This window comes from Stenotrophomonas sp. ATCM1_4 (assembly GCF_004348115.1).
Classification (GTDB): Bacteria; Pseudomonadota; Gammaproteobacteria; order Xanthomonadales; family Xanthomonadaceae; genus Stenotrophomonas; species Stenotrophomonas capsici.
In genome coordinates this window covers 1,360,552-1,372,008 of sequence record NZ_QPFB01000001.1, presented here as the reverse complement: position 1 = coordinate 1,372,008, position 11,457 = coordinate 1,360,552, and the positions used below count along the sequence as shown (strand labels likewise).

Annotated in this window: 10 protein-coding genes; 3 read left to right on the top strand and 7 right to left on the bottom strand. The window is 66.6% G+C overall.

The features are described 5' to 3' along the window. Positions 1 to 788 precede the first annotated feature (788 nt). A complete protein-coding gene (locus ATCM_RS06550; RefSeq protein ID WP_132863554.1) occupies positions 789 to 1,157 on the top strand; it encodes a hypothetical protein in 369 nt (122 codons plus the stop codon). 219 nt (positions 1,158 to 1,376) lie between these two features. Here ATCM_RS06550 and ATCM_RS06545 read toward each other — a convergent pair whose 3' ends face one another. Then, positions 1,377 to 2,420 carry a LacI family DNA-binding transcriptional regulator gene (locus ATCM_RS06545; protein ID WP_132863552.1) on the bottom strand — a complete coding sequence of 348 codons (1,044 nt, stop codon included), beginning with the start codon at positions 2,418 to 2,420 and terminating at the stop codon, positions 1,377 to 1,379. Between the two features lie 151 nt (positions 2,421 to 2,571). Between ATCM_RS06545 and ATCM_RS06540 the strand changes: the two genes are divergently transcribed. Next, positions 2,572 to 3,150 (top strand): gluconokinase, encoded by a 579-nt coding sequence (locus tag ATCM_RS06540; protein ID WP_243693967.1) that lies wholly within the window; start codon positions 2,572 to 2,574, stop codon positions 3,148 to 3,150. An 81-nt stretch (positions 3,151 to 3,231) separates the two neighbouring features. After that, a complete protein-coding gene (locus tag ATCM_RS06535) occupies positions 3,232 to 4,584 on the top strand; it encodes a GntP family permease (RefSeq protein WP_132863550.1) in 1,353 nt (450 codons plus the stop codon). A 67-nt stretch (positions 4,585 to 4,651) separates the two neighbouring features. Here ATCM_RS06535 and ATCM_RS06530 read toward each other — a convergent pair whose 3' ends face one another. From ATCM_RS06530 to ATCM_RS06505, 6 genes are all read right to left on the bottom strand, one after another. Beyond that, on the bottom strand, positions 4,652 to 6,055 hold the full coding sequence (locus ATCM_RS06530; RefSeq protein ID WP_165931134.1) for a TolC family protein: 1,404 nt from the start codon (positions 6,053 to 6,055) through the stop codon (positions 4,652 to 4,654). Between the two features lie 109 nt (positions 6,056 to 6,164). Further along, the gene (locus tag ATCM_RS06525) at positions 6,165 to 8,030 is read right to left on the bottom strand and encodes an FUSC family protein (RefSeq protein ID WP_132863547.1); all 1,866 of its coding nucleotides are present in this window, start codon (positions 8,028 to 8,030) and stop codon (positions 6,165 to 6,167) included. Next, positions 8,011 to 9,060, bottom strand: coding sequence for a multidrug transporter subunit MdtN (gene mdtN, locus ATCM_RS06520; protein WP_132863545.1), 1,050 nt, complete (start codon positions 9,058 to 9,060; stop codon positions 8,011 to 8,013). Before mdtN ends, ATCM_RS06525 begins: the two co-directional genes overlap by 20 nt. Then, positions 9,060 to 9,353, bottom strand: coding sequence for a hypothetical protein (locus ATCM_RS06515; RefSeq protein WP_165931133.1), 294 nt, complete (start codon positions 9,351 to 9,353; stop codon positions 9,060 to 9,062). Before ATCM_RS06515 ends, mdtN begins: the two co-directional genes overlap by 1 nt. A gap of 363 nt (positions 9,354 to 9,716) precedes the next feature. Next, positions 9,717 to 10,454: a copper homeostasis protein CutC gene (locus tag ATCM_RS06510; RefSeq protein ID WP_132863542.1), complete on the bottom strand. Its 738-nt coding sequence runs from the start codon at positions 10,452 to 10,454 to the stop codon at positions 9,717 to 9,719. After that, positions 10,451 to 11,455 (bottom strand): N(4)-(beta-N-acetylglucosaminyl)-L-asparaginase, encoded by a 1,005-nt coding sequence (locus ATCM_RS06505; RefSeq protein WP_132863540.1) that lies wholly within the window; start codon positions 11,453 to 11,455, stop codon positions 10,451 to 10,453. Before ATCM_RS06505 ends, ATCM_RS06510 begins: the two co-directional genes overlap by 4 nt. Positions 11,456 to 11,457 lie beyond the last annotated feature (2 nt).

Sequence of the window (11,457 nt, the reverse complement as noted above, 5' to 3'; positions counted from 1 at the left end):
TGGCGATGGCCGCATAGCTCCACTTTTGGCAGCCGCTAAAAGCGGGGGGATTACCTCGGCAATACGCTTCGCGTTACATATAACGTCAAGAACTCGCGAAGTGGTACAGCAGCCTCGGGAAACCAGCCACCGAACAATTGCTTGGTCGCTCAGGCCTGATTCCTGAGGCAACCCAAGCTCTAGTTCAATGCTTGCGAGGAAGGACCGAAATGACTGTGACTCAGCCCACTGCGGGATTTCAACTCGAGTAAAGCGAGACTGGAGCTGCTCATCAGCAGCTAGGACGTTCACCAGATTCATTGTGGAGGCAATAGAAATAGTGACGCCACGATTAGTTATCGCCTTGATAAAGGCTAGTGATTGCTGCTGTGTGGATCTCCCTGCGTTGAGAAGATTCCCCGCTTCATCTATGAGAATCTGACGAACTCCAGTAGACGCGATTAGCGACAGCGCGACTTCGCATAGCGCAGACGGTCTGCGCACCGGAAATCCTCCCGGCAAGCAGGCATCTATGATCGAGCGTGCCAGTTTTCCATGATGTCCGTCATAGGGCGCCTCCACATAGATGACATCCCGCTGCCGTGGACCAGACTGGTCTCGCTGCGGGGCCACCTGCTCAAGATGGTGCATCTGCAACCGAGTTTTCCCCGCTCCAGGGCCTGCTGCTAGATGGACACATTTAGGGCGATCGCGGCCAGCTTCGTTCCTTCGTAGATGGCTCGCCAGCTTGAGAGGTAATCCCCCCGCTCCGCCTTACAATCCGCCCAGGATGAAATCCAGGTGGGTTCATGGAACGACAACGGCCGGATTGCCTGCCACCGCTCAAGCCTCGGCGTTGGAGCTTTCCGTGGCTGCTTTTCATCGCCGCCGTCCTGCTCGCGCTGGCTGCTTTCGGGATCAAGCAGCACATCGATACGCAGATTGCGTGGAATGCGCGGTTCGAGCGCGCTGGAAACGCCCGGATTTCACCGGCAATCCCGGCGTTGCCCGTTGACGTCTCAGCCGACGATCCGGTTGAACACCTACAGGATGTCCAGAACGCGCGCCAACGCGCCGAACAGGACGCCAGGGAGCGCGCTTCGTGGCGTTGCATCGATGGCATACCGTTCCGGAAGATCCCGGGCGGCTGGGAGAACGTGCCTGGCGAACGCTGCTGATTTGGAAATTTAGTGACGAATCACGTTAATTGCCTAGCTGCTGGCTGCCGGCCAACTTCCTCGTCATCGACCAATCATTACCGCCCTCTACGGATCAATTTAAGTGACGAGTCACTTAAATGATCGCTGGGCCAGCCTGATCGTGCCAAGCCTTGATCGCGGAATCGTCCCTTTGCGGACGCCAACGCGTCCTCAATACAATCAGTAATCGCGGGCAGGTCAGCTGCTTTCCCGCACCATCAGTTCGAATCCCAGATCCAGCATGGGTGCGTCAACCATCCTGCCGTGGATCAGGTCGAGCAACCGCTCGGCCGCATGCCTGCCGATGGCCTTGCGCGGCGTGCGGATGCTGGACAGCCGCGGAACCATGAACTCCGAACTGGGCAGGTCGTTGAATCCCAGTACGGCGACCTGTTCCGGAACGCGGATGCCCTTGCGCAGCGCCTCGAGCAACGCGCCCTGCGCCAGGTCGTCGTTGCCGAAGAAGATCGCGTCCACGTCGGGATGATTGGCCAGCAGTTGGCCGAACAACTCGCCGCCCAGCCCGACCGACGAGGAACGCGGGGTGAGCACTTCCAGCGAAGGGTCGTAGCAACCGGCCTGCTGCAGGGCGCGACGGTAGCCTTCGCCACGCAGCAGGGTGCGCTGGTCCAACTGCGCGCCCACGTAGGCCAGGCGCTTGCGTCCGCGCTGCAACAGGTGCCGGGCCGCCGTCTCCCCTGCCCTCACCTGCGAAAACCCCACGCAATGCAGCCCGGCCCCCGGGTCCAGATCCATCATGTAGACACAGGGCACAGCGCTGGCCTCGACCAGGCGACGGGTGGATTCGGTGCGATCGAAGCCGGTGAGCAGCAGGCCGCGCGGTTGGTAGGAAAGGTAGTTGCGCAGCAGCTTCTCTTCTTCGTCGCGGTCGTAGTGATGGTTGCCGATCAGCACTTCCAGGCCGTGCGGCTGCATGACGGCGTGGATGGCTTCCAGCATGTCGATGAACAACTGGTTGCCCAGCGAAGGCACCAGCACGACGACGTTCTGGCTCTGCTGCGAGGCCAGGGCACGGGCGGCCGGGTTGGCCACGTAACCGAGTGCATCGGCTGCCTGACGTACCCGGTCGATCAGGTCGGGCGCGACCGAAGCCACGCCGCGTAGTGCACGTGATGCGGTGATCGGGCTGACGCCGGCATGGTGGGCTACCTGGTCCAGCGTGACGCGGCCGGTGGCCCGGGAAGTCCTGCGGTGTTTCCTGCCACTGTTCCCGGCCGTCATCAGACAGTTTGCCAAGCGAAAAGACTGTGTCTAAGGTAGCGCTGTCTTGAATGCCGGGCAATTGCAGCGGGGTGGTTGGTACCTGTCCTTATTGCCCGGCTCGGCCTTCCAGCGGCTGACGCCCTCCCTGAAGTGACTTGAAACCGGAGCAATGCCCGTGGTGCCAATGGCTTCAATCTCAGAAGACAGCGCTATCTCGAAACAGGATGGCAGTCATTCCGGCATCGATGCCCTGCTGATCATGGGCGTTTCCGGCTGTGGGAAGTCCAGCGTGAGCCGTGCGCTTTGCCTGCGCGACGGTGCATTTGCCATCGAGGGTGATGCTTTCCACCCGCCCGCCAACATCGCCAGGATGCGGGCCGGCATCCCGCTCACCGACGCGGACCGCGCCGGATGGCTGGACACCCTGGCCGACCAGCTGCGGCAGGCAGCTGCTGCCGGTTTGAAGCCAGTACTGACCTGTTCGGCGCTGAAGCGGAGTTATAGGGACCGTTTGCGCCTGGCGGTACCGGCGCTCGGTGTGGTGTTCCTGGAGCTGAGCCGCGAAGCTGCCGCCGAGCGCGTGACCCACCGGCCGGGCCATTTCATGCCGGCGAGCCTGGTCGACAGCCAGTTCGCAACGCTCGAGCCGCCACTGGACGAACCCCTGACCCTCCGCCTGGACGCCACCCGCCCGGTGGACGAACTCGCCGAGGCTGCCGACCTCTGGTGGCGACGGCATTCCCGTTGATCGCAGCACGTCCGGTCGATCACGAAAGATAGCGCTATCCCATCCCCGGCGCCTCCTGCGCCCTTGCCGCCTGGAACTTGCATGCCCGGTATGTCGCACGAGACCTATCTGTTGTTGGATGCGGTGGTCACCATCATCGGCCTGATCCTGCTGATCACGCGGCTGAAGCTGCATCCCTTCGTTGCCCTGATCATCGCCGCCGGGTTCCTGGGGCTCAGTGCGGGCATGCCGGTGGCCACCATCGTCAGTTCCTTCCAGGAGGGCTTTGGCGGGGTGCTCGGTTTCGTCGGCGTGGTGCTGGCGCTGGGCACCATGCTCGGCAAGATGATGGCCGATTCCGGCGGCGCCGATCAGATCGCCGAGACCCTGATCCGCGCGTTCGGCAAGCAACGCGTGCACTGGGCAATGATGCTGGCCGCCTTCCTGGTCGGCATCCCGTTGTTCTTCGAGATTGGTTTCATCCTGCTGATCCCGTTGGTGTTCATCGTCGCCCGTCGCAGCGGCGTGGCGTTGGTCAAGGTCGGCATCCCGCTGCTTGCCGGCCTATCGGCCGTGCATGGGCTGGTGCCGCCCCACCCGGGCCCATTGATGGCCATCGGCGTGTTTGGTGCCGACATCGGCACCACCATCTTCTACGGCTTGCTGGTGGCGCTGCCCACCGCGGCCATCGCCGGGCCGCTGTATGGCAGCTGGATTGCCAAGCGCATCCCCGGCCACGCGTCGGAAGACCTGTTGGTGCATGCCGTCCGCGAATCGGCGGCGGGCTCCCTGCCCGGCTTCGGCGTCACCCTGCTCACCGTGCTGCTGCCAGTGGCCCTGATGCTGCTCAAGACCGGCGCCGACGTGGCGCTGCCCGATGGTCACGCTGTGCGCGCTTGGCTGGACCTGATCGGGCACCCGATCACTGCACTGCTGCTGGCGTTGCTGGTGTCGCTCTACACCTTCGGCCATGCCCGCGGGCGCGACGCCCGGCGGATCCTCGGCCTGCTGGAGAAGAGCCTGGCCCCGACCGCGGCCATCGTGATGATCATCGGGGCCGGCGGCGGCTTCAAGCAGATGCTGGTGAACAGCGGCGTGGGGGACGTAATCGGGCATCTGGCCGTGCAGGCGCGGATCTCGCCGATCGTGCTGGCCTGGCTGGTGGCCGCCCTGATCCGCATCGCCACCGGTTCGGCGACTGTGGCCACCATCACCGGTGCGGGCATCGTGGTGCCGGTGATCGAACGCATGCCCGGCGTCAATCGGGAACTGCTGGTCCTGGCGACCGGCGCGGGCTCGGTGATCCTGTCGCACGTCAACGATGCCGGTTTCTGGATGGTCAAGCAGTACTTCAACATGAGCGTGACCGAGACGTTCAAGACCTGGACCGTGATGGAAACCCTGCTGTCGGTGATCGGGCTGGGCTTCATCCTGCTGCTATCGCTGGTGGTCTGAGCCTTTGTCCTGCCCGGCACCCGGGGACGTATCGCGGCAAATAACGTGATGCGTCACGAATAGGCATTCAATCCCCCTGCCCCGGTGCCGTGCCCAGGTTCCCGCAGGCCAGCGCAAGATCGACCGAAGCCGCGCGAGCGGCGCCATCAGCATCGGCCAGGGAGATACGGGCCTGCAGCAGCTCGCGGTCCGCGGCAAGCACGTCGGTCAGGCTGCCAACGCCTCGTTGGTAGGCCGCGCTGGCGGCGTCATGGGCCAGTTGTGATGCCTCCAGCAGCGCCTGCGCCGCGTTTGTCGCCTGTAGCCGTGTACGCAGCCGCGAGTGGGCGGCAACGATCTCGGCAACGGCATCCAGCTTCACCCGGTCCAGGCTGTTCGCCACCATCGCCGCACGGTTGCGTGCCTGTGCGAGCCGCGCGTTTCGTTCACCACCGCTGTACAACGGCACGCTCAGGCCGAACAGCAGGCTGCTGCTCCAACGGTGGCTGGAGAGGAGGTTGACCGTCGGGGCCTGCTCGCCCACCGACGGCACGGCGGAGATGTCCATGTCGCCATTGCGGCGCGAGCCGGAGGCCGAAACGAACAGCCGCGGCAGGAAGTCGGCGCGGGCCGCACGAACGCCGGCACTGGCCGCCTGCTGCGCCGCGACGGCGGCCAACACGTCCGGCCGTCGTTGCAGCGCGCTGCGCACCACGTCATCAAGCAGCGCCTCGTCCACGTGCGACACCGGACGGGCTGGCGCATCGGCGATCTCCAGCGTGGCCAACGGCGAAATACCGATGGTGGCCAACAACTGCTGATACGCCTCTTCCTGCTCCCCCTGCGCCGCGACCTGTGCCAAGGCGGCCTGCGCGACCTGCTGCCGTGCCTGCGCTACGTCCATCACCGTGCCCTGCCCATGCTGCAGGCGCGCCTGTGCGGCGGCCAGCAGGCCCTTGGCATCGGCTTGCGAAGCCGTCGTCGCATCCATACGTGTGCGGGCGGTGGCATGACGAAGGAACGCCAGGCTCACCGCATGGATCAGCCGCTGGTGGGCCTGGGTGAACTGGATGTTGGCAATCACCGTGTGCTGGTCGGCCACCGTCACCAACGCCTCGCGCTGGCCGAAATCGAACAGCAGCCATTGCAGGGAGAGCACCGCCAACGAGCCATTGGCGCGATTGCGCGGGTCGATCGACTGCCCAAGTGCGGCACTGCCGCCATGCTTGGATTGCGCGCCGGCCAGTACGCTTGCGGTGAGACGTGGCAGGTAGGCACTGCGTGCAATGCCGGCGGCCAGGGCGGCATCGCGGGCTTGGTTCCAGGCAATGCGGGTCTCCGGGTTCAATTCCTGGGCCAGATCGATCAAGTCGGCCAATGCATAGCGCTTGCCGGTCACCGGTGCTGCGCCCCCGGGCAGGTCGACCGAGGGATTGGCCGGCAAGGTGAAGCCGTGCTGCAGCACGGCAGCGTCGGTCGGCCGTACCGACAAGCCTCCGTCCGCATCCGTGTGCGGCACCCACGGGCGATCCGGTTGCAACGGTGCACGGTCGATCCCCGTACTGGCACACGCGGACAGCAACAACGGCAGGAGGCAGGCCTCAATTCGCATGACGCGCGGCTCCCGGCGTATCGATGGCGTCGCCGGAGGGCGAGTGATCCAGCGCGTCAGCCAACTGCTGCAGCTGTTGGACGCACGCCTCCGCAGCGGCCGGTTCGAGCAGCAGGTGCTGTTCGGCTGCGGCGGCCTCGCGCAACACCTGCTGGTGTTGCGTGAACCATGCCGCCGGTTTGCGCAACCGGCGAGGTTCAAGCCCCGCCACCTCCAGCTGGTGGGCAATGGCCTGCGCCTGCGCGCGCACAGCGGCCAGTGCTTTCAGTAGCGTGATGTCGGCAGGCATCCGCGCCAGCCGCACCAACTGCCGCAGCAGTGCCGCGCTGGCGGAATCAATGGTGCCGGCGATGCTGACCGGCCAGACATGGGCGAACATCAGGTAGACCACCGCATTGCCGATCAGGATGCCGACGATGCGATCGCGCGCCACCGCCAGGTCGAATGCGGGCGCGGCGCCCTGGATCACGCACAGGAAGACGGCAAAACTGAACTGGAAGCCGATGTAGCCGACCCGCGGCCCACTGGCGACGATCCAGCCACCGATGAAGGCCGCGCCGGCAACCAGCGCCAGCAACCCACCGATGTCATCCTGCCCGGGCAGTACCCAGACGATCAACGCCAGGCCGACGATCGCACCGGCCACGGCGCCGGTGATGCGCAGCAGCAGTTTCTCGGTGGTTTCCGCGGTGCTGCCCAACGCGACCATGTAGCAGGTGATCAGGCTGGTATGGATGCCCTGCCACTCCGTGGCCGAATAGAACAGGTAGCACAGCATCGCCGCGGCGGTCACCTTCAGGGCGTGGCGTACATGCGCGGGGTTGGTCCACGCATCGGCGGCGAGGAAGCCGGACGATGCTGCGGGTGGTGCGTTGGCGCCGTCCGATGCATCGGTCGCGAACTGCACGAGCAAGGCATTGAAGTCCTGCAACAGCGCCACCGGCATGTTGGCGCACTGCGTATCGAAGGCAACCGCGGTGATGTCGACGGGATGGCTGCCGGCAGCGAGGATCGCGGCCATCCCGTCGAGCCTTTCGGCGGCGCCGTGTTTCCAGGCATCGGGAACACCCTCACTTGCATCGATGGCCAGGCCCAGCATCAGCAGGGCCTCGGTCGTGCCGGCCGCCGCACGCAAGGCCACCAGTGTGCCAACCGGGGCCTCCTTGCCCAGGCCGGCAACATGCAGCAACGCCAGCACCGCCGCAGATCCCTGGCCACGCTGAGCCTGCAGACGGGCTCGGGTGTCGGGGTTTGATTGGCGCAACAGTTTCGCGGTGTCGCGCAGCGCCGTCGCCATCCCTTGCCGGGCCAGCGGCACCGGCGCCGGCCCGATCAACAGGTTGACCACCAGGGTCACCGCACTGGGCAGTGCGATCAGCAACCAGGCGTAGAGCAAGGCACGCGTTGCCAGCTCCGCGCCGGGCAAGCGGCCGATGGCATCCAGGGCGTAGACCAGGATCATCGCGATGATCGGTGCCAGCGGCTTGAGCCGGCTGGCCGAGGCCAGGAACAGCAGCGCCACCGAGAACCCGGCCATCGCCAGCAGCCGCAATGGCGGCCAATCCAGCACCTGCCCGGCGACCAGGATCAACGTGCCGATCAGTACGTTGGTCAGCAATAGGAACAGCGTCGCGGCCAGCACACTGCGGGTGCGGTCCACAGTGTTCATGAAGAACACGATATAGGCGGCCAGCGCGATCTCCGGGATGCCATTGATCTCGGCGACCAGCACGGTCAACGTACAGATCAGCGCGATGCGCACGGCGAATGCGGCACGGCCGGGCCGGGGCGAGACGATGTCGCGCAGTCGCGGCAGGAAGCGACCGCGCGCCGGTTCAGCGGCAGGCATTGCCATGGCCGATCTCGATGACGGTGCTGGCTCCCAGCCGCATCAGCCCCGCCGGTGGGTCCTGCAGCGCTACCCGCACCGGGAAGCGCTGGGCGACCCGCACCCAGTTCAGGGAGCGTTCCACGTACGGCACATTGCGCGGAACATCCACCTTGGCGCTGTCCAGCACCCCCGCGCCGATCCCGACCACCCTGCCCCGCAACGGGCGTGACCGGTCGATCATGGAGTACACCGTCGCACATGCGCCCAGCGGGATGCGCTGCAGCTCGGTCTCACGAAAATTGCCGTTGGCAAACCACTGCTCGTTGGTGATCAGGGTGAACACGGGTTGCGAGGGCGCAAGCACTTCGCCAGTCGTCACGTCCAGGCCGGCCACGTGTCCGGCGTGCGGCGCACGTACGGTGGTCAGCCGCAACGCCCGCTCGGCCTCGGCCAGGGCGGCGCGCCGCGCCTCCACGGCCGCCTGCGCGGCGGCGGTGGTATCCACCGCCTGTTGCAGCGAGGTCTGCTGCCGGCGCGCCTGCTCCAGCGTCCGCTGCGCGTCGCTGGCGGTCAGTTCTGCCTGATCGAGTTGCTGCCACGGCACGTACCCATCGCGTGCCAACGGGCGCAGCCGTTCCACCGTGCGCCGCGCCAGGCCGGTGCCGGTCTGCGCCTTGCGGGCCGGCACCGCGGCAATCGCGGCGGTGGCGCCTTGGCTGGCGACCACGCGCTGCTGGGTCGCCAGATTGGCTTCGGCCAGTGCCAGTTCGGCGCGGGCGGCGCCAACGGCATGAACGAACGGGGCCGCGTCGATCCGGAACAGCACCTCGTCGCGCACCACCGTGCTGTTCTCCTGCACGCGCAACTCGACCAGGCGCCCACCGACCTCCGGTGCGATGTGCACCACCTCGGCATCGAGGGTTGCCGCGTCGGTGGAAGGAAGGCGGTACGCGCGATACAACAGCCCAAGCAGCAGCACGAGCGCCACCACGATCAACAGCAGCGCGACGCGACGTGTCCACGGGGAGGGACCGATGGCTTCGGCGGCGCGCATCAGGGCCCCACCGCCCATGCGAGCAGGCACGCTGCAATCAACCCGATGGCCGCGAACGTCCACAACGGAAACGGCACGCGCCCCGGCCCGAGTGCACGCAGGACCAGCGCCCTGGCCAGCACGCCCAGCACGATGGCCGTGGCGGCCAACACCAGCCAGCCGGGGAAGTAGGCGCCGAAGATCGCCAGGCTCGGGCTGCCCTCGGCATGGCAACCGGCCAGCGCGGGGACCAGCAGCAACGGGCCGCCCTGCTTCATCGCGTTGCGACGCACGCGGGTCTGCCAACACAGCATCATGCCGATCCGGCCGCATCGTCAGCAAGCGCAGCTGGCAGCCGCACGTACACGTTCATGGCGCTTCACCAGGTCCAGGGTTCAGCACTTTTTACTCCCGGCCGCGCCGAAACAGCAGGACGAAATCCGCATGCATCGATAGCGGATTCGTCTGGCCGGTCCAGCGCGGCGTGGAAGCGCCGCGCGCCCTCACTGAGGCGGCGTTGGCTCCTCGCAACTGGCAGCATGTCCACGGGATCGCCGCACCCGGCGTGGACACCGATGGTCCGGCGTGATGGACGCTGCCCTGGAGGTCATCGTCGCCGGTGCCCTGCATGGCAGCGGCGGCTACGGCTCAGGCGCGTAGATCCCCCGCGCCCTGTCTCAATCCAGCGACGACAACGCCTGCCGCAGTGCCGCTACCTGCCTCGCGTCGCTCTGCAGCCAGTCGCGCTCCAAACCGACCAGCGCCGGGTTGTGATGGTGCATCGCCGAGCGTCGCACGGCCTTGGCCGACGCGTGCAGTTCCCGGCACCCGCTTTCGCGCGCGACCGCACCGATGTTCGCAGCGGTCAGGCCGGCACCCGCCATGACCGACAGCCGCGTACCGGCCTGGCGCACCAACGCCGCCAGCATGGTCACGCCGGCCGGCGCACCGGCTTGTCCGCCGGAACTGAGCACACGCTCGCAGCCCAGGCCGACCACCTGCTCCAGGGCGGCGGGCAAGTCACGCGCCGCGTCGAAGGCACGATGGAACGTGACCCCCATCGGTCCGGCAGCATTGACCAGCTCCCGGCACAGCGGCAGGTCGATGCCGCCATCGGCGTCCAGCGCACCGATCACGACACCATCGCAACCAAGCTGGCGGCACGCGGCGATGTCACGCAGCATGATCTCCGCTTCCAGCGGCCCGTAATGGAAATCCCCCGGCCGTGGGCGTACCAGCACGTAGAGCGGAATCTGCAGGCGGTCGCGCGCGACGGCGAGTGTGCCGTACGACGGCGTGGTACCGCCCTGTTCCAGGTTCTCGAACAGTTCGACGCGGTCCGCCCCGCCCTGCTGCGCCGCCAGCGCCGAGGCGGCCGAATTGCAGGCGATCTCCAGCAGGCGCAATGGGTTCACGCCTGCGTGCTCGTGTAGACCGCGTCCGAATCCAGTAGTGCATCCTGGCGCTTGGCGTCGCAGACCGCGTAGACGAAGCCGCGGTGCAGCGCGTAGGCACCGACTTCACCATTGCGGTTGAGCGCCAGGAAGCAGACCTGCAGGGTGCGGCTGGCCTCCGGGCGCTTGCGCACCACGCGCGCGATCGCTTCACGGCACGCCTCGGCCGGCGACAACCCCTGGCGCATCAGCTCCACCACCAGGAACGAGGCCGCGTTGCGGATCATCTCCTCGCCCATGCCCGAGGCGGTTGCTGCACCGACTTCATTGTCGACATACAACCCTGCACCGATGATCGGGCTGTCGCCGACCCGGCCGTGCATCTTGAAGGCCATGCCACTGGTGGTGCAGGCACCGGCCATCTGTCCGTTGGCATCGATGGCCAGCATGCCCAGCGTGTCGTGGTTGTTCTTGTCACCGGGCAGGCCGCGGCGCTCGGCGTTGATCTGCGGGGCGTAGTGTTCGGTCTTGAGCCACTCGCGCCACGCCCGTTCGGCCTCGGCAGTGAGCAGGTTCTGCTTCGGGAAACCCTGCTGCACGGCGAACTGCTGCGCGCCCTCGCCCACCAGCATCACGTGCGGCGTCTTCTCCATCACCGCGCGGGCGACCGAGATCGGGTGGCCGATATCGGCCAGCGCGGCCACCGAACCACAGCGGCCATCACCGTTCATGATGCTGGCGTCCAGGGTCAGCACGCCATCGCGGTCGGGGTTGCCGCACCGCCCGACCGTGGGGTTGCACAGGTCGCTCTCGGCCCAGCGTGCCCCGGCTTCCACGGCGTCCAGCGCGCTGCCACCAGCGGCCAGCACCTTCCACGCCGCCTGGTTGGCACCCACGCCGAAATCCCAGGTCGATACCACCCGTGCACCGGTCGCGGCGGGCGCATTGGCCAGCAACCCCGGTGCCGCACCGGCGGCCCCCAACAGCAGTGATGTCTGCAGGAACTGCCTGCGTGTACTCATGC